The following is a 17,925-nucleotide window of genomic DNA, read 5'->3' as shown; positions in this document are numbered from 1 at the left end:
CTGTCAGCGCCAGAAGCGGCGAAGGGGCGCAGGCGAGCGCCACGCCACCACCCTTGGCCATCGCCGGGGGCCGATCCGTAAGCCCTGAGTCCATTTCCTTACCGCGGCCCTACTGCGCCCGCAGTACACCCGGGTGGAGACCCGCGGTACGCCCGGGTGGAGATCAGTCCGTCCTCGGACGTACCAGGCCCGACTCGTACGCGATCACCACCAGCTGCGCCCGGTCGCGCGCGCCCAGCTTGGCCATGGCCCGGTTGACGTGCGTCTTCACCGTCAGCGGGCTGACCTGGAGGCGTTCGGCGATCTCGTCGTTGGAGTGGCCGCCGGCGACCTGGACCAGCACCTCGCGCTCCCGCCCGGTGAGCGCGCCGAGCCGCTCGGAGCGGGCGGGGTCACGGTCGTCGTCGCCCTGCGCGAGGAAACGGGCGATCAGCCCCTTGGTGGCGGCCGGCGACAGCAGGGCCTCACCGCCCGCCGCGACCCGGATGGCGTTCAGCAGCTCCTCCGGCTCGCTGCCCTTGCCGAGGAAGCCGGAGGCGCCCGCGCGCAGGGACTGGATGACGTAGTCGTCCACCTCGAAGGTGGTCAGGATGACCACACGGACCTGCGCCAGGGAGGGATCGGCGCTGATCAGCCGGGTGGCGGCGAGCCCGTCCGTGCCCGGCATCCGGATGTCCATGAGGACCACGTCGGCGCCCTGCTCCTTGGCCAGCCGGACCGCCTCGGCCCCGTCGGAGGCCTCCCCCACCACCTCCATGTCGGGCTCGGAGTCGACCAGCACCCGGAACGCGCTGCGCAGCAGTGCCTGGTCGTCGGCGAGCAGGACACGGATCGTCATGCGGGTTCCCCCGGGGCCGTCGTACGGGTCTCGCTTCGGGTCTTGAGGGGCAGGATCGCATGGACGCGGAACCCGCCGCCGTAGCGGGGCCCGGTGGTGAGGGTGCCGCCGAGGGCGGTGACCCGCTCACGCATGCCGAGCAGCCCGTGCCCGCCGCCGTCCCCGGGCACACCGGCCGCGCCCGCGCCGTCGTCCAGCACGGTGACCTCGATGTTCGGTCCGACGCGTACGACGCTGACCTCGGCTTTGGCGTCGGCTCCGGCGTGCTTCTGGGCGTTGGTCAGCGCTTCCTGGATGATCCGGTAGGCGGCGAGATCGACGGCGGCGGGGAGTTCCGTGTCCTGGTCGGCACGGGCCACCTCCACCGGGAGCCCCGCGTTGCGGAAGGTGTCGGCCAGCTCGTCCAGCCGGCTCAGGCCGGGAGCGGGCTCGGTCGGGGCCTCGGGGTCACCGGACTGACGGAGCAGTCCGACGGTGGCGCGCAGCTCCTCCAGCGCCGAGCGGCTGGCCTCGCGTACGTGCCCCAGGGCCTCCTTGGCCTGGTCGGGCCGCTTGTCCATGATGTGCGCGGCCACCCCTGCCTGCACGTTCACGAGGGCGATGTGATGGGCGACGACGTCGTGCAGATCGCGGGCGATGCGCAGCCGCTCCTCGGCGACCCGGCGGCGGGCCTCCTCCTCGCGGGTGCGTTCGGCTCTCTCCGCCCGCTCCCGGATGGCCTGGACGACCGCGCGCCGGCTGCGTACGGCGTCCCCGGCGGTGGCGCCGATGCCGGTCCAGGCGAGCACGCCGAGGTTCTCCTGCGCGTACCAGGGCAGCGGGCCGCCGAGTATGGCGGCCGCCGTGAGCACGGTCATGGTGAGCAGGCCGACGCGCAGGGTGGTGGTGCGGTCGGTGGTCGAGGCGACGGTGTACAGGGCGATCACGGCGGACATCGTGACCGGGGCGCGGGGATCGCCGGTGACGCACTCGATCACGGACAGGGCGCCGGTGACGGCGAGGACCGTCTTGGCGGCGCGGCGACGGAAGACCAGCGTGGCCGCGGCGAGCAGCATCAGGAGGAGGCTGAGCGGGTCGGGGGTGCGGACCCCCCAGGTGACGCCGTTCGCTCCGCGGGGCACGACGAAGGAGCCGGCGACCATGCATGCCAGCACGCCGGCGGCGATGGACGCGTCCAGCGCGAGGGGGTGGGCCTTCACGCTGCAACGGGCGCGGTCGAGTGTGCTCACGTCCTGAACGGTACGGGGCCGGCAAGGTGCCCTGCGCCGCGCTGGTCGGGGGCACGACGGGCCGCAGGCGGCACGGGCAGTTCGGAGGCGCCGGCACCGCAGCCCCCAAGGGGCGCGGAGAACTACGTGAGCGACCACACACGGCACGCAGCCGCCGTACCGCAGAAGCTCCCGAACTCTCAGGTGCCCAAACGCCTCAGCCCGGGATCAGCCCGTCGTCGCTGAGCATCTCCCGGACCTCCTCCAGCGTCGCGTCGGCCGACGGCAGGATCAGCTCCGAGGGTTCCAACGCGTCGTCCGGCAAAGGCGTGCCGAGACGGCGGACGGAGTCGAGGAGGGCGCCGAGCGTGCGGCGGAAGGCCGCCTCGTCGCCGGCCTCCATCTCCTCCAGCAGCTCGTCGTCCAGCTTGTTCAGCTCGACGAAGTGGGAGTCGTCCAGCTTGACCTGGCCCTCCCCCATGATCCGTACGATCACGTCGGCCTCCTCGGCTCGGGTCCCGGCGCCGGACTACTGCTTGTCGAAGCGCGGGGTGTCCTGCGGCTGCTGCTGGGACTGCCCCTGCCCGGTGCCGCCCTCGATGGCCTGCTGCGGGGAGCCTCCGGCCAGCTCGGCCTTCATGCGCTGCAGTTCCAGCTCTACATCCGTACCACCGGAGATCCGGTCCAGCTCGGCGGCGATGTCGTCCTTCGCCATACCGGTCGGGTCGTCCAGGGCGCCGGAGGCGAGCAGCTCGTCGATGGCGCCGGCCCGGGCCTGGAGCTGGGCGGTCTTGTCCTCGGCCCGCTGGATGGCCAGGCCGACGTCGCCCATCTCCTCGGAGATGCCGGAGAAGGCCTCGCCGATCCGGGTCTGGGCCTGGGCGGCGGTGTAGGTGGCCTTGATGGTCTCCTTCTTCGTGCGGAACGCGTCCACCTTGGCCTGCAGGCGCTGGGCCGCGAGGGTGAGCTTCTCCTCCTCGCCCTGGAGGGTCGCGTGCTGCGTTTCGAGGTCCGTCACCTGCTGCTGGAGGGCGGCACGGCGGGACAGCGCCTCGCGGGCCAGGTCCTCGCGGCCGAGCGCGAGTGCTTTGCGGCCCTGGTCCTCCAGCTTGGAGGACTGCTGCTGCAACTGGTTGAGCTGGAGTTCCAGGCGCTTGCGGCTGGTCGCCACGTCGGCGACGCCGCGGCGGACCTTCTGCAGCAGCTCCAGCTGCTTCTGGTACGAGTAATCGAGGGTCTCGCGCGGGTCCTCGGCCCGGTCAAGGGCCTTGTTCGCCTTCGCGCGGAAGATCATCCCCATACGCTTCATGACACCGCTCATGGGCTTCGCGCGCCCCCTTCTGACGGACTCCAGCTCACAGATCCTGCGACAGGACCCACAGTACGGGCCCTGACTCCATTACCGCACTGTTCGGGGACGGATGCGCTCATCCCCGAGGACGACTGCGGACGCTATCGCTCCGGCGTGAGGAGTAGGTGATCCCCCACCGGCCCTCACCGGAACGTCCCCTCTGTCCCCCTACAGACGTCCGGCGTTGCGGGATCGTTCCCCGCGGGGCTGGGGTCCATGCCGGTGAAGCCCGTACCCTTGGGTTTTGTGTTCCGTAGCCGTGCCAAGGACGAGAAGGCCCCGACCGCCGACAAGGCGCAGGTGAACCTCTCCAAGCAGCCCCGTGACCCGCAGGCCCCGAAGGGCAGGCCCACGCCCAAGCGCAGTGAGGCCCAGTCCCAGCGGCGCAGCGTGGCCCATACGCCGACCAACCGCAAGGAGGCCGCCAAGCGCCAGCGCGAGGACCGGCGCCAGGCCCTGGAGCGGCAGCGCCAGGCGCTCGCCACGGGTGACGAGCGCTATCTGCCCGCCCGGGACAAGGGCCCGGTCCGCAAGTTCGCCCGCAACTGGGTGGACTCGCGGTTCAACGTGGCGGAGTTCTTCCTGCCGCTCGCCGTGGTGATCCTGGTGCTGAGCGTGGTGCAGGTGCCGGCGCTCCAGTCGATCGCCCTGCTGCTGTGGCTGGTGGTGATCGTGCTGATCGTGCTCGACGCGGCGTTCAGCGGCTTCCGGCTGAAGAAGCGCCTCCAGGAGCGCTTCCCGGACGAGAACACGCGTGGCGCGGTCGCCTACGCCCTGATGCGCTCCCTCCAGATGCGCCGGCTCCGGCTGCCGAAGCCGCAGGTCAAGCGCGGAGAGCGACCCTGAGCGCAGAGGCCTTCACCGGGGGTGCGGCCGAGGCCTGGCTGAACAAGCTGGGCAGGCTGCGTGATGTCGTACGCCAGGAGCTCGTGGCGCGGCAGCTGGACGAGCAGATAGCCGGCCGGTTCCCGGTCGGGCAGCGGCTGCGGGTGCTCGACGTCGGGATGGGCCAGGGCACGCAGGCGCTGCGGCTGGCCCGGCTCGGCCATCAGGTGACCGGGGTCGAGCAGGACGCGACGATGATCGCCGCCGCGCGGGAGACGCTGGCCGCGCAGCCGGAGGGCATCCGTGAGCGGGTGCGGCTGGTGCAGGGCGACGGGCGGGACACCGGTGTGCACTTCCTGCCCGGGAGCTTCGACGTGGTGCTGTGCCACGGGGTGCTGATGTACGTCGAGGAGCCGGACCCGCTGGTGGCGGGCCTGGCGAGAATGCTCGCCCCCGGCGGACTCCTCTCCCTGCTCGTCCGCAACGGCGACGCGCTCGCCATGCGGCCGGGCCTGTCGGGGGACTGGGCGGGCGCCCTGGCCGCCTTCGACACCACCGCCTATCACAACCGGCTCGGCCTGGACGTACGGGCCGACCGGCTGGCCTCCCTGACCGCCACGCTCGCCGGGATCGCGGCCCCGCTGCACGCCTGGTACGGCGTCCGGGTGTTCACGGACACGGCGGCGGACGACGCGGAGATCCCGCGGGATCTGGAGACGCTGCTCGCGGTCGAGGAGCGGGCCGGGCGCACGGACCCCTACCGCGGGGTGGCGGCGCTGCTGCACCTGTGCGGCGTACGGGGCTGAGACCATTCGGGCCAACAACGCGGGCCGGGTGATCGGCGTGCGGTGAGACTCGGGGTATGGACGCTTTCCTGAGCCCTGCCCTGCGGAGGGCCGCCGCCGCTGCCGTGCTGCTGTGCTGCGTGGCGGTGAGCTGTACATCCCCCGGACCCGAGGCCCGGCAGGACACCGCGCCTACCGGTCGGGCGGCCGTGCCGATGGCCGCGGGCGACCTGCAGAGCCAGTACCAGAAGGTCATCAAGCAGGCCCTGCCGTCGGTCGTGCAGATCCAGGCGAGCCAGGAACTCGGCTCCGGGGTGGTGTACGACGACAAGGGACACATCGTCACCAACGCGCACGTGGTCGGGTCGGAGAAGACCTTCAAGGTGACCACGGCCAACAGCGAGCAGCCGCTCACCGCGAGCCTGGTGTACTCCTACCCCGCGCAGGACCTCGCCGTGATCAAGCTGGACAAGGTGCCGGCCGGGCTGCGGGCGGCGGAGTTCGGCGATTCCGAGAAGGTGGAGGTCGGCCAGATCGTGCTGGCCATGGGCTCGCCGCTCGGGCTGTCGTCCAGTGTGACCCAGGGCATCGTCTCGGCGACCGGGCGGACGGTCAGCGAGGCGCCCGGCGGGAGCACAGGCGCGACGATCGCGAACATGGTGCAGACCTCGGCCGCGATCAACCCGGGCAACAGCGGCGGCGCGCTGGTCAATCTCGCCGGTCAGGTCGTCGGCATCCCGACGCTCGCCGCCACCGACCCCAGCCTCGGGAGCAGCGCGGCGCCCGGCATCGGGTTCGCCATCCCGGCGTCGATGGTGGAGACGATCGCCGGGCAGATCGTCAAGCAGGGCAAGGTGGTCAACTCGGGCCGGGCCGCGCTCGGCATCACCGCGCGGACGGTCGTGGACGAGCGCTACCAGCCCGCCGGGGTGGCGGTGGTCACCGTCAAACCCGGCGGCGCGGCCGACCAGGCGGGCCTGCGCCCGGGCGACATCATCACCAAGGTGGGTGGCCAGTCGATCTCCAACATCACCTCCCTCTCGGTGGCGCTGGCAGCGGGCAAACCGGGCCAGAAGACCTCGGTGACCTACCAGCGGGACGGCGCCGGGAAGACGGTGGAGGTGACGCTGAGCGAGCAGTGACGAGGGATACGGCCCCCACGACCCCTACGCGCCCGGGGCCGCACCCTCCGCGCCGGCTACGCCGCGTCGGCGTGCAGGCTCATCGGCCCGTAGATCTCGGTGTTCTCCTCGAACAGCCGCACCTGGTCGGCGCCGCCCTCCAGGAGCGCCTTCCAGTGCTCGCCGATCCAGGACTCGGCATCCCCCTGCGTGGTGAACTCCTCGGGCTGCACCGCGGGCTGGACCTCCGTCCCGTCGGCCTTCTCGAATCGCCACGTCCACGCCGTCATCTAGGCCTCCTTCGATCCAACACCTGCTGGAAGGGTATGCGCTCCGCGGGTCCGGCCGTTAGAGGCTGTGGATCATCCGCGGGTCCGGCGGTGGCCGGTCGCGCCCACCGGCAAAGCCGCGTACCCGGGCGCCTTTCGGGGCGGCGAAGTGAGCAGTGCCCGTAGGAGCGGGTGAGAATCGGTGCTGTGGAAATCACTCTGCTCGGTACCGGTGCCCCTGCTGGGCTGCCCCGCCCCGACTGCCCCTGCGCCGCGTGTGCGATGGCACTCGGGCCCGACGCGCGGGCGGCCACCGCGGTGTTGGTGGACGGGGCGCTGCTGCTCGACCTGACGCCGGGCGCGGCGTTCGCGGCGGCGCGGGCCGGGCATTCGCTCGCCGGGGTGGGGCAGGTACTGCTGTCGCATCCGCACGGCGGCCCGGCGGTGGAGGTGCCGGCCGGGCTGCCGCAGCCCGGGCGGGTGCCGGACGGCCGGGAGTTGGCGCTGCTGACGGGGCATCGGGTGCGGGCGGTGGCGATGGACGCGGGCGGCACCGGGTACGCGGTGACCGGGCCGGACGGGCAGCGGCTGCTGTACCTGCCGCCGGGCGGGGCGCCGGCGGGCCTGGAGGAGGCGACGGCGGAGTCGTACGACATGGTCCTCGTGGACGTGGTGGGCCGCCCCGACGCGCTGGCGCGGCTGCGGGCGGTCGGCTCGGTCGGCCCGACGACGGATGTGCTGGCGGTCCACCTCGACCACGACGTGCCGCCCGGCGCGGAGTTGCGGCGCCGGCTGGCGGCGGCCGGGACGCGGGCGGTGCCGGACGGTACGACGCTGGCGGTCGGCGCGTACGAGGAGGTGCCGGACGTGCCGCGCCGGACGCTGGTGCTGGGCGGGGCGCGCTCGGGCAAGTCGGTGGAGGCCGAGCGCCGGCTGGAGTCCTTCCCGGACGTGCTGTACGTGGCGACCGGTGGGTCACGGGGCGGGGACACCGAGTGGGCGGAGCGGGTGGCTCTGCACCGGGAGCGGCGGCCGGGGTCGTGGCGTACGGCGGAGACGACGGATCTGGTGCCGTTGCTCCGCGAGGACGGGCCGCCGCTGCTGATCGACTGTCTGTCGCTGTGGCTGACGGATGTCATGGACTCCGTGGGGGCGTGGGACGACGCGGAGTGGGCGGGCGGGGGTGAGAAGTCCCTGCGGGAGCGGGTGCGGGAGTTGACGGAGGCGGTGCGCCGGACACGGCGGACCGTGGTCGCCGTGTCCAACGAGGTGGGCTCGGGCATCGTGCCGGCGACCGCGTCCGGCCGTCGGTACCGGGACGAACTCGGGCGGCTGAACGCGGCGTTCGGTACGGAGTGCGAGCAGGTGCTGTTGGTGGTGGCGGGGCAGCCGCTGGTGCTCCGGGGCTGAGGGGCGCCCGGCGCTGTACCGGCCGGGGGTCGGGCCGCTCGCCCGCGCTCGCGGGGTGCCGCTGCGCCCACCCGTGCCGCCCCTAGCGGCACGACTGCCCGCGGCTACGCGGCTACGCGGCTACGCGGCTACGACAACCGCTACCGGGCGCGCCGCCGCCCCAGCGGCACAACCGCCCACAGCCATGCGGGCGCCGCCTCGGCGGTACGACTGCCCGCGGCGGCGGGGCCATGCGGCCAGCGGGGCTGCAACTTCCCAGGGGCGCGGGGAACTGCGCGGTCGGCGCCCGCGCGGTCGCGGTCAGACGACGGCCTTGCGGGCCACGATTCGGTACGCGTTCGAGAAGCGGGTTCGGCGGAGGAAAGGGGCCAACGCGCGGTCCAGGGCGGATGTGGCGGTGATGAGAGGGGCCGCTGCTCTGCGGAGTGGCGCGCGGGTGTGCGTCAGGGCGATGGTGAGCGCCGCTGAGAGGTCGTAGGGGGTGTGCGGGGCGCGGCGGTCCGTCGTGAGGATCTCGCAGCCCCGGGCCGCCAGTTCCGCGCACAGGTTGGCCATCGGCAGCAGATGCAGATGGCGGGGCTGGCCGTAGGGAAGCCACCATCTGCCGAGGAGCGCCGCGAACGCGCAGCGCGGATCCGCCAGTTCGATGAGCAGGTGCCCGCCGGGCCGCAGGACGGCCAGGGCCGCGCGGAGTTCGGCACGCGGGTTCGGCGCGTGCTCCAGGTGGTGGATCATGCTGACGACGTCGTAGCGGGAGCGCAGCCGGGCCAGGACCCAGGGATCCGTGAGGTCGCCGATGTGCGCCTCCTCGACGCGTTCCTCCTGGAGGGCCTGTTCGACGCGGGGGGTCGGATCCAGGCCGTCGAAGGACGTGTAGGGGAAGAGCTCCTTCGCCGTCTCCGGGAAACGGGCGTGTCCGGTGCCCACGTCCAGCCAGCTCTCCGGTTCGGCGGCCAGTGGCAGGATCGTGCGGGCCGCGGCCAGGTACCGGCGACGCACCGCCCGGGTGGACAGGCTCTGCTCGGCGAAGTCCTCCAGCCGGCCCGCGAAGAAGTCCAGCTCGTGGAAGGCGAGGCCCTCCGCCGTGAGCCGCGGGTTCTGGAAGGCGTGCCGGCACTCGCGGCACTCGTCCACGACGAACAGGCCGGGATCGCGCAGCCCCGGGGCGGCGGCCCGCGCCCGCGTGCGCAGGCTCCCGGAGCCGCACCAGGGGCAGTTCTCACGGCGCGGCTCCTGGAACAGGTCGGCGACCCGGGGTGTGGTGGGGGGCGAGGTCGGCATGGGCGGCTCCCTGAGCGACATTCCGCTGCAAACCGGAACGTATGGGATCCCGATCTTGGGTGCAATGACGTCGTGGGGGTGTGGTGGCCATGTGGCGCGGAAGCGTTCGTTCTCTGGCGGTACTGTTCGGCGAATGAGCAGGCTTAATCTGGACGACTTCACCGATCTGATCGAGCGCCCGGACGGGGGCGTGCGCCGTGACGCCGAGGCCCGGCGGGAGCGCCAGATCGTGCCGCCCGGGGCGCTGGGCCGCCTCGACGAGCTGGGCGAGTGGCTGGCCGCCGCGCAGAGTGCCGTACCGGTACGGACCGTGGAGCGGCCGAAGGTGATCCTCTTCGCCGGTGACCATGGCATCGCCGAGCTGGGCGTCTCGGCGCGTCCCGCCGGCGGTGCGGAGCAGCTGGTACGGGCCGTTCTGGAGGGTGCGAGCCCGGTGTCCGTGCTCGCACGGCGGCAGGAGGTGCCCGTGCGGATCGTGGACATGGCCCTGGACTGCGCGCCGGACGCCTTCCCGGAGGACGTCGTACGGCACCGGGTGCGGCGCGGCAGCGGCCGTATCGACATCGAGGACGCGCTCACCCTGGACGAGGCCGAGGCGGCGCTGCGCGCGGGTGTCGCCGTCGCCGACGAGGAGGCCGACTCGGGCACGGACCTGGTGGTGCTCGGCGACGTCAGCGTCGGCGGCACCACGGCCGCGGCGGTGCTCATCGCCGCGCTGTGCGGGACCGACGCGTCGGTGGTCACCGGGCGTGGCGGGCTCGCGATCGACGACCTGGCGTGGATGCGCAAGTGCGCGGCGATCCGGGACGCGCTCCGACGGGCGCGACCGGTGCTCGGGGACCAGTTGCAGTTGCTGGCGACCGTGGGCGGGGCGGACCTGGCGGCGATGACCGGGTTCCTGCTGCAGTGCGCGGTGCGGAAGTTGCCGGTGATCCTCGACGGGGTGGTGGCCGCCGCGTGTGCGCTGGTCGCGCAGCGGGTCGCCTTCCGGGCGCCGGACTGGTGGCTGGCCGGGCACGACAGCGGGGAGCCGGGGCAGGCGAAGGCGCTGGACCGGATGGCCCTGGAGCCGCTGCTGGCGCAGGGGGTGAAGGTCGGCGAGGGCGCGGGTGCGCTGCTGGCGCTGCCTCTGATCCGGGCCGCCGCCGCGCTTGCCGCGGAGCTTCCCGAACGGGAGCCGGAGGAGGAGAAGGAGTAATCCGCCGAGCCGGGCACGAAAGACGCCGGACGCAAAAGCCTGCGCACAGCACACGCACAGCTCGATGTGCGGTTCGCCAGGGCGGCCCCCATATGATCCTTCCCCATGGGAGATGCCCGAAATGCCGTGCCGCAGCAAGCCGAACCGGGGCGTCCGGCCGAGGAGGGGCGGCGGTCCACCGGGACCTCCCGGCGGGCCGCCGCCTTCGCCGTCTGGTATCTGCGGACGGTCGCCTTCATCAACTTCCTCAGCGCGGTCTGGGTCTCGCTCGGCCAGGACGTGCGCCGGCACAACCAGGACGACTTCTTCACCCCGTACCTGCTGACGGCCGGCTTCGCCTCGGGTGTGTTCACCGCGTTCCTGGCGATCACCATGCGACGCAGAAAGCGCGCCGCCTGGATCCTCAACCTTGTGATCAGCGGGGCCTTCCTCGCGCTGTTCGCGTTCGCCATGGCGTTCCCGGAGATCCGACGGTACGCGCAGAACTGGATCTCGCTGGCGCTCACGGCCGTGTTCGTCGGCGCGCTGCTCGTGGGCCGCCGGGAGTTCTACGCCAAGGGCGACCGGTCCAACCCCCGGCTCGCGGCGACGGTCGCCGTCGGCGGCGGGCTGGCCGCGAGCCTGCTGGCCGGGCTGCTGGTGACGGTCACCAACCAGGCGCCGGACGCGGCCCGTTCGACCTTCCTGGAGCGCTGGCACTACGGCGCCCTGCGCCTGGTGTCGGTGGCCGCCGACGAGAACCGCTTCCCTGGCATCGCCCCGCCGAACTGGGCCAACGTCGCCGTCAACGTGCTCAGCACGGCCCTCGTCCTGGCCGTGTTCTACGCCGCGTTCCGCTCCCGGCGCGCCGTGGACCCGCTCACCGAGGACGACGAGAAGCAGCTGCGGGCCCTGCTGGAGCGGCACGGCGAGCGGGACTCGCTGGGCTACTTCGCGCTGCGGCGGGAAAAGAGCGTGGTGTGGTCGCCCACGGGCAAGGCAGCCGTCGCCTACCGGGTGGTCGGCGGGGTGAGCCTGGCCTCCGGGGATCCGCTCGGGGATCCGGAGGCCTGGCCCGGCGCGATCGTGCCGTGGCTGGCGGAGGCGCGGGCGCACGGGTGGATCCCGGCGGTGATGGGGGCGAGCGAGGAGGCGGGGACGATCTACGCCCGGCACGGCCTCAATGCCCTGGAACTCGGCGACGAGGCGATCGTGGAGGTCGCCGACTTCACACTGGAGGGCCGGGCGATGCGCACGGTCCGGCAGGCGTACAACCGGGTGAAGCGGGCCGGGTACGAGGTGCGGATCCGGCGGCACGAGGACATCCCGGCGGACGGGATGGCGTATCTCGTCGAGCGTGCGGACGGCTGGCGGGACGGGGCGACCGAGCGCGGGTTCAGCATGGCGCTCGGCCGGCTCCGGGACCCCGAGGACGGGCAGTGCGTGATGCTGGAGTGCACGGACGCCGAGGGGAGGCTGCGCGCGCTGCTGTCCTTCGTGCCGTGGGGGCCGCACGGGCTGTCGCTGGACCTGATGCGCCGGGACCGGGACTCCGACAACGGGCTGATGGAGTTCATGGTCATCGAGCTGCTGCGGCGGGCCGACGAGATCGGGATCACGCAGGTCTCACTGAACTTCGCGATGTTCAGGTCGGTCTTCGAACGTGGCGCGCGCCTCGGTGCCGGTCCGGTGCTGAGGCTGTGGCGGTCGCTGCTCAGCTTCTTCTCCCGCTGGTGGCAGATCGAGTCGCTGTACCGCGCCAACGCCAAGTACCGGCCCATCTGGGAGCCGCGGTTCCTGCTCTTCGAGAAGAGCGCGGACCTGATGCGCATCGGCCTCGCCTCGGCCCGCGCGGAGGGCTTCCTGGAGGCGCCGGGACTGCCGAAGTGGCTGCACCGCAGGCACCTGGACACGCATCGATGAGGACCGTCCGATGAGAGCGCTCGCCCGCTGGGCCCGTGAGGAGTGGGGGCTGCTGTACGTCACCGTACGCACGGCCCTGCCGGAGCGGCGCCTGCGGGCGGTGCCGATGACGCTCGGCGCGGTGTGTCTGACAGCCCTGTTGCAGTACGTGCAGAACCGGCCGTGGGGTTATCAGTTCGTGCAGGACGCGGGCGCCGTACGGGCCGAGGACCCGTTGTGGCTGGCCCTGCTGCGCACGCCCCTGTCGCTGTTCGTGCCGGCGCTGGATCTGCCGGTGTGGGGCGCGCTGGTGCAGACCCTGCTGGTGTTCGGGATCTCCGAGATCTGCATCGGCTGGTGGCGGACCCTGGTCATCGCGTACGCCGCCACGCTCGCCGGGACCCTCTACGCGCGCATCGGCATCTCGCTCGGCGCGCACGCCGCGTTCGGGCTGCCGTGGACGGACGCGCAGGTGGTGGACACCGGTCCGTCGGCGGCCGTGGTAGGGCTCGCCGTGTTCGTGAGCTGGCGCTACGGCGCGTACGTCACCTCCGGCGCGGTGACCCTGTCGATGGTCGCCGAGGTGCTGCTCAAGGAGAACCTGGCGGGCAAGGAGCACCTGGCCGCGCTGATGGCCGTCGGGCTGATCTGCCTCGCGGTGGCGGTGCGGCACCGGTACGGCCACGGGCTGCGGCTGGGGACGGTGCACACGTACGGACGCCTGCTGCGGCGCGCTCAGCGGCGGCCGGGCAGCCGGGCCGGGCGAGGGTCCGGCTTGCCACCGATCCAGTCCTGAACGGCGCGGGTCCGCCGGGCCCAGCGGCGGTCGTGCCGGTAGACGCGCAGCGCGGCCTTGGCGCGGGCGCGGGGCCGGCGGCCGTAGAAGCGGCGGGCCCACGGCGAGCCGGGGCGGGCCAGCCGGACGGCGCCGACCAGCGCGACCAGCGGCACGATCGCCCCGAAGACCGCGATGCGCGCCTTGCCCTTGCTCAGCGCGACGAGGGAGAAGAGGAAGTTCATGGCGATGGTGCTGAGGGCACCGCCGCGGTCCTGCAGTTCCTGCGCGGACAGGTCGTTGACGCCGAACGGGGCGAACCCGGCGAGCAGCAGCCCGACGAGCGCGGCGGTGAGCACGACGATCTCGACGCTCTTGCGGCCCTCCTCGGTCCAGTAGACGTCGTCCAGATGCAGGATCAGCGCGAACTCGTCCAGGACCAGTCCGACACCCATCCCGAACAGCACGGCGGCGATGGCACCGCCGGCGCCGTGCCGGTCGCTGGCGACAGCGCCGAACCCGCCGACGACGGTGAGGACGACCCCGGGCACGACGTGGTGGATGTGCAGCCCGCCCGCCTTCACGTTCCCGAACGGGCCCTTGCCGGCCCGGATCAGCCGGGTGATCACCCGGGTGACGACAAACGTGAACAGGAAGGCGGCGAGGGCGAGCAGCAGCGGGAGCTTGCCCGGTTCGACGATGTTCCGTACCCACCAGTGCCCCATATGCGCACCTTATCCCCGGGTGCGGAAAGCGGCTCCGCGACCGCCGGGTAACCTGCGCCGGTGCTCAAGTCCTCTGCGCTCCACGGCCTCCGCTTCGCCTTCGGCACCCTCACCGTGCTGCCCGTCCGGGTGCACCGCTGGGACCGCGAGGCCGCACGCGGAGGAATGCTGACCGCCCCGGTCGCCGGACTGGTCGTGGGCGCCTGCGCGGCCGGACCCGGACTGCTGCTGCTCCTCCTCGGCGCCGGCCCGCTGCTCGCCGCCGTCGCCTCCGTCGCCGTACCCGCCGCCCTGACCCGCGGACTGCACCTCGACGGCCTCGCCGACACCGCCGACGGGCTGGGCAGCGGCAAGCCCGCGGAGGACGCGCTGCGGATCATGAAGCAGTCGGACATCGGCCCGTTCGGCGTCATCACCCTGGTCCTGGTGCTACTGGCCCAGGTCGCCGTCCTGGCCCAGCTGTACGGCGACTCCTGGGCCCGGGGTGCCCTGGCGGCCGTCGTCTCGGCGATCACGGCCCGGCTCGCCCTCACCCTGGCCGCACGGGCGGGAGTCCCGGCCGCCCGGCCCGAGGGCCTGGGGGCGGCGGTGGCCGGAGTCGTACCGGTGCCGGGCGCGGTGGCCGTCACGGCGGCCTTCACGATCGGTTCGGCGGCCTGGGGGACGGCCTTCGGCCCGTACGGCGCCGTACGCACGGCGGCAGCGGTCCTGCTGTCCCTGGCCGTGACCGAACTCCTGCTGCGCCGCTGCGTCAGCCGGTTCGGCGGGGTGACGGGGGACGTCTTCGGCGCGCTGGAGGAGACGGCGGCGACAACGTCATTGATCGTGTTGTCTCTGGGCCGCTGAGGCCGCCGCTCCCTCGCCGACCGGCTGGCCGGCACCTCCGTCGTGGGCGCCTTTCAGCGGGCGGAGTCCAGCCCGATGGGCAGCGTGCCCCAGGGGTGAGCGCCCGCGCCGGGCACCCCGGAGGGTGGACGCGGGGGTGCGGGAGCGCGTGGCGGTATGTCGCCCAGGGGCCCTCGAAGGTGACGAGGAGGTCGGCGGGCGCCGCGTACGCGGGGTGCGGCGCGGTGCCGTGGTTCAGCACGAGCGGGCCGCAGCCGAGGGCGCGGGCGACGGCGGCCAGCCGTTCGTAGGGCCCCAACTCCCCCATCCCCGGGGCTGACTTGGTCCAGGGAGGCTCATATCCCGCGTGCGGGTGAACGAAGGAGGGAGTGGCCGGTGGCACGCAACCGTGGAAAAGGGCGTGAACTGCGCGCTGTGGACGCTCCCTTCACAGTGGCCGCGTCGTCGGGAGCACGGATCCGTGATCGGCTGCGACTGGAGGCGGCCGATGAGAAGGTCCTCCGGCTGGTCGGCGAACACCTGGGGCACCGTCAGCGTGCCGACCTGGCCGAACGCGTGGCCATCGGGCAAACTCCGACGAACCAGTACCAGCCCGGCCTGCGCTGCCTGTACGACGAGGTCGCCTCCCTGCGCCGCGCTATTCGCGTAATCGAGCGGCGTCTCGCCATGCCATGCGGGAAGTTCCGGTCGCCCGGAAATCGCCATCAGCGGCCGACGGTTACTGAAGTCCCGAAGAGCAGTGGCGCCAGCAGTGGCAGGCTTCCCGGCTGTCCTGACCGCCGACGGCGAGTCCGCGGCCCCATTCGGGAACTGCACCATCACCGTCGACCCGCATGACGGCACCATCACGCTCGTGCTGCCCGAGCCCCTGCGACACCTGGCCGACACGCCCCGAGGCCGCTACCGGCTGCAGCGCGCCCACACCTTCCACCACCGACGCGCGGAATGGCCCGACCGCATCACCGCGAACCGCGCCGTGCGCTACGACGTCGTCCACGCCCCCGCAGGGCCGCTGGTACCTGGATGCCTCCTGGTCGTCGGACAACGCCGCCCCGCCCACAGCGGCAGAGATCAGGGCATCGGGCACCCGCCTGCTCGGCGTCGGCCTCAATGCCGACCATCCCGCCGCCACCATCCCACTCGACCTGACCGGCCCCACCACCACACCGGATGGCTGTCTCCGCACAGCCATCAGCACCCTGACCAGCCTCGCTCACGAGCACGGCGGCGCCGCGATCGTGATCGAGGACCTCGGCTTCACCGACGCCCGCACCACCGTCACCCGGCACCACGGGGCCGCCGTGGCGATCGGCAGGCGCGGGCCGCTGTCCAGCGGTGCGCGGGGTGCGTCGCGAACAGGTTTCCCTGCCCCCGGAAGACCCACTGCGGTGGGCGGACGCAAAAGCCCGTCGGAACGCCGCGACGACTGTCGCTCGTTCCCCGGTGGGCGAGGAGGGCGGAAGTGACCACGACGCCACACACAGGTGAACGCCCGCAGGAATGAGCGAACGCGCGCACGCGCGTAGTCTCGTCCCGGGTGTTCGCCGACAGTGTGAAGGCCCCGGTTGCCACCTGCACCCAGGCATGGACCTAGGGTCGGCTCTCGGGCCGGTCGACCTACCCCACTGCGGCGGTCGTCCCACGAGGACGACCGAGGATCGCAACGGCCACAGCAACTTCACATCGGAAGCGAGATTTCACCACCGTGACTGCTCTGACTCTCAGCACCGCCGCGGCGCCCGGCCTGCGGGCCGACGCGATCGTGATCGGTGTCGCCAAGGGCACCAAGGGCCCCGTCGTAGCGCCGGGCGCCGAGGCCGTGGACAAGGCGTACGACGGCAAGCTGGCCGGCGTCCTGGAGACCCTCGGCGCCTCGGGTGCCGAGGGCGAGCTGACGAAGCTGCCCGCTCCGGCCGGCTTCAAGGCACCGCTCCTGGTGGCGGTCGGCCTGGGCGCGGAGCCGGACGCCAAGACCGAGGGCGAGGGCGGCGAGGGCTACGACGCCGAGGCGCTGCGCAAGGCCGCCGGTGTGGCCGCCCGCGCGCTCGCCGGCTCCAAGAAGGCCGCGTTCGCGCTGCCGGTCGACAGCCCGGGCGCCGTCGGTGCGATCGCCGAGGGCATCCTGCTCGGCGCGTACTCCTTCGACGTCTACAAGGAGAACGGCAAGGACGCCAAGGCCAAGAACGGCAAGGCGCCGCTGGCCGAGGCCGCGCTGCTCGGCGGCAAGCCGCGCGACACCGCCCACAAGGGGGCCGTCGCCCGCGCCGTCGCGGTCGCCGAGGAGCTCAACCGCGCCCGCGACCTGATCAACACCCCGCCGAACGACCTGACCCCGGCCTCCTTCGCCGGCATCGCGCAGACCGCGGCCAAGGAGCACGGCATCAAGGTGCAGGTGCTCGACGACAAGGCCCTGGCCAAGGGCGGCTACGGCGGCATCCTCGGCGTCGGCGGCGGCTCCTCGGCCACGCCGCGCCTGGTGAAGCTGTCGTACACCCACCCGAAGGCGGACAAGCACCTGGCCTTCGTCGGCAAGGGCATCACCTACGACTCAGGCGGCATCTCGCTGAAGCCGGCCGGGCACAACGAAACGATGAAGTGCGACATGAGCGGTGCCGCCGCCGTGTTCGCCGCCGTCGTCGCCGCCGCGCGTCTCGGCCTGGAGGTCAACCTCACCGGCTGGCTCGCGCTGGCCGAGAACATGCCGTCCGGCTCCGCGGTGCGCCCGGGCGACGTGCTGCGCATGTACAGCGGCAAGTCAGTGGAGGTCCTCAACACCGACGCCGAGGGCCGGCTGGTGCTCGCGGACGCGCTGTGGGCGGCCTCGCAGGAGAACCCGGACGCGATCGTGGACGTCGCGACCCTCACCGGCGCGATGATGCTGGCCCTCGGCAGCCGGACGTTCGGTGTCATGGCCAACGACGACGCGTTCCGCTCCGCGGTGCACGAGGCGGCGGAGGAGGTCGGCGAGCCGGCCTGGCCGATGCCGCTGCCGGAGCACCTGCGCAAGGGCATGGAGTCGCAGGTCGCCGACATCGCGAACATGGGCGAGCGGATGGGTGGCGGGCTGGTCGCCGGTCTGTTCCTGCGCGAGTTCGTGGGCGAGGGGATCACGTGGGCGCACCTCGACATCGCCGGGCCGGCCTTCAACGAGGGGGGTCCGTTCGGTTACACGCCGAAGGGTGGCACCGGGTCGGCTGTGCGTACGTTGGTGCGGCTGGCGGAACTCACGGCTGCGGGTGACCTGGGGTAACGGTCGCCCGTCAGCTCGGGTCGCACTGCCGTACGGCGGCTTTCGGGGCGTGGGGGGCTGGTCGCGCAGCTCCCCACGCCCCTTTCCGTCGGCTGCTTCCCCCTTCGTTTCAAGTGAACGTGGGACGTCTCACACACCGGCCCGGCGTCTCGATCGCCTCCG

The 17,925-nt window shown here is 72.8% G+C and carries 16 protein-coding genes and 1 pseudogene; 9 read left to right on the top strand and 8 right to left on the bottom strand.

Features of this window, described 5'->3' with window-relative positions; genetic code table 11:
• Positions 1 to 163: 163 nt before the first annotated feature.
• From AB0M27_RS00740 to AB0M27_RS00725, 4 genes are all read right to left on the bottom strand, one after another.
• Complete coding sequence (locus tag AB0M27_RS00740; RefSeq protein ID WP_365716440.1) at positions 164 to 838, bottom strand: response regulator transcription factor; 675 nt, start codon at positions 836 to 838, stop codon at positions 164 to 166.
• On the bottom strand, positions 835 to 2,067 hold the full coding sequence (locus tag AB0M27_RS00735; protein ID WP_365716438.1) for a histidine kinase: 1,233 nt from the start codon (positions 2,065 to 2,067) through the stop codon (positions 835 to 837). Before AB0M27_RS00735 ends, AB0M27_RS00740 begins: the two co-directional genes overlap by 4 nt.
• A 196-nt stretch (positions 2,068 to 2,263) precedes the next feature.
• Entirely contained in the window at positions 2,264 to 2,542 is a 279-nt protein-coding gene (locus tag AB0M27_RS00730; RefSeq protein ID WP_365716436.1) for a hypothetical protein, read from the bottom strand.
• A gap of 33 nt (positions 2,543 to 2,575) precedes the next feature.
• Complete coding sequence (locus AB0M27_RS00725; RefSeq protein WP_351798562.1) at positions 2,576 to 3,367, bottom strand: PspA/IM30 family protein; 792 nt, start codon at positions 3,365 to 3,367, stop codon at positions 2,576 to 2,578.
• 246 nt (positions 3,368 to 3,613) lie between these two features.
• On the opposite strand from AB0M27_RS00725, the gene AB0M27_RS00720 reads away from it, so the two are divergent.
• The 3 genes from AB0M27_RS00720 to AB0M27_RS00710 all read left to right on the top strand — a co-directional run bounded on the left by AB0M27_RS00720 (position 3,614) and on the right by AB0M27_RS00710 (position 6,149).
• Positions 3,614 to 4,243, top strand: a complete 630-nt coding sequence (locus tag AB0M27_RS00720) for a DUF3043 domain-containing protein (RefSeq protein WP_365716434.1) — start codon at positions 3,614 to 3,616, stop codon at positions 4,241 to 4,243.
• An 83-nt stretch (positions 4,244 to 4,326) separates the two neighbouring features.
• Positions 4,327 to 5,028: a methyltransferase domain-containing protein gene (locus AB0M27_RS00715; RefSeq protein ID WP_365716432.1), complete on the top strand. Its 702-nt coding sequence runs from the start codon at positions 4,327 to 4,329 to the stop codon at positions 5,026 to 5,028.
• Between the two features lie 56 nt (positions 5,029 to 5,084).
• Positions 5,085 to 6,149, top strand: a complete 1,065-nt coding sequence (locus AB0M27_RS00710; RefSeq protein WP_365716430.1) for a trypsin-like peptidase domain-containing protein — start codon at positions 5,085 to 5,087, stop codon at positions 6,147 to 6,149.
• A gap of 56 nt (positions 6,150 to 6,205) precedes the next feature.
• On the opposite strand, the gene AB0M27_RS00705 is transcribed toward AB0M27_RS00710, so the two are convergent.
• Entirely contained in the window at positions 6,206 to 6,418 is a 213-nt protein-coding gene (locus AB0M27_RS00705; RefSeq protein ID WP_055709718.1) for a hypothetical protein, read from the bottom strand.
• A gap of 186 nt (positions 6,419 to 6,604) precedes the next feature.
• Here AB0M27_RS00705 and AB0M27_RS00700 point away from each other — a divergent pair, with 186 nt between their 5' ends.
• Positions 6,605 to 7,807 carry a bifunctional adenosylcobinamide kinase/adenosylcobinamide-phosphate guanylyltransferase gene (locus AB0M27_RS00700; RefSeq protein WP_365716428.1) on the top strand — a complete coding sequence of 401 codons (1,203 nt, stop codon included), beginning with the start codon at positions 6,605 to 6,607 and terminating at the stop codon, positions 7,805 to 7,807.
• A gap of 300 nt (positions 7,808 to 8,107) precedes the next feature.
• Here AB0M27_RS00700 and AB0M27_RS00695 read toward each other — a convergent pair whose 3' ends face one another.
• Complete coding sequence (locus tag AB0M27_RS00695; RefSeq protein ID WP_365716426.1) at positions 8,108 to 9,088, bottom strand: class I SAM-dependent methyltransferase; 981 nt, start codon at positions 9,086 to 9,088, stop codon at positions 8,108 to 8,110.
• Between the two features lie 133 nt (positions 9,089 to 9,221).
• On the opposite strand from AB0M27_RS00695, the gene cobT reads away from it, so the two are divergent.
• The 3 genes from cobT (at position 9,222) to AB0M27_RS00680 (ending at position 12,963) form a co-directional block, all read left to right on the top strand.
• Complete coding sequence (cobT, locus tag AB0M27_RS00690) at positions 9,222 to 10,286, top strand: nicotinate-nucleotide--dimethylbenzimidazole phosphoribosyltransferase (RefSeq protein ID WP_365716424.1); 1,065 nt, start codon at positions 9,222 to 9,224, stop codon at positions 10,284 to 10,286.
• Between the two features lie 105 nt (positions 10,287 to 10,391).
• A complete protein-coding gene (locus tag AB0M27_RS00685; RefSeq protein ID WP_365716422.1) occupies positions 10,392 to 12,188 on the top strand; it encodes a phosphatidylglycerol lysyltransferase domain-containing protein in 1,797 nt (598 codons plus the stop codon).
• 10 nt (positions 12,189 to 12,198) lie between these two features.
• Positions 12,199 to 12,963 (top strand): hypothetical protein, encoded by a 765-nt coding sequence (locus AB0M27_RS00680; protein WP_365716420.1) that lies wholly within the window; start codon positions 12,199 to 12,201, stop codon positions 12,961 to 12,963.
• On the opposite strand, the gene AB0M27_RS00675 is transcribed toward AB0M27_RS00680, so the two are convergent.
• A complete protein-coding gene (locus AB0M27_RS00675) occupies positions 12,903 to 13,667 on the bottom strand; it encodes a hypothetical protein (protein WP_365716418.1) in 765 nt (254 codons plus the stop codon). The genes AB0M27_RS00680 and AB0M27_RS00675 overlap by 61 nt on opposite strands.
• Positions 13,668 to 13,727: 60 nt before the next feature.
• Here AB0M27_RS00675 and AB0M27_RS00670 point away from each other — a divergent pair, with 60 nt between their 5' ends.
• A complete protein-coding gene (locus tag AB0M27_RS00670) occupies positions 13,728 to 14,513 on the top strand; it encodes an adenosylcobinamide-GDP ribazoletransferase (protein ID WP_365716416.1) in 786 nt (261 codons plus the stop codon).
• A 53-nt stretch (positions 14,514 to 14,566) separates the two neighbouring features.
• On the opposite strand, the pseudogene AB0M27_RS00665 reads toward AB0M27_RS00670, so the two are convergent.
• Positions 14,567 to 14,802, bottom strand: a pseudogene (locus tag AB0M27_RS00665) (hypothetical protein); the annotation flags it as partial.
• A gap of 1,416 nt (positions 14,803 to 16,218) precedes the next feature.
• Here AB0M27_RS00665 and AB0M27_RS00660 point away from each other — a divergent pair.
• Positions 16,219 to 17,763 (top strand): leucyl aminopeptidase, encoded by a 1,545-nt coding sequence (locus tag AB0M27_RS00660; protein ID WP_365716414.1) that lies wholly within the window; start codon positions 16,219 to 16,221, stop codon positions 17,761 to 17,763.
• Positions 17,764 to 17,925: the final 162 nt, after the last annotated feature.

The organism is Streptomyces sp. NPDC052107 (assembly GCF_040680215.1).
GTDB lineage: Bacteria > Actinomycetota > Actinomycetes > Streptomycetales > Streptomycetaceae > Streptomyces.
The sequence above is the reverse complement of the archived record's forward strand: the minus strand, read 5'-3'. Positions and strand labels throughout refer to the sequence as shown.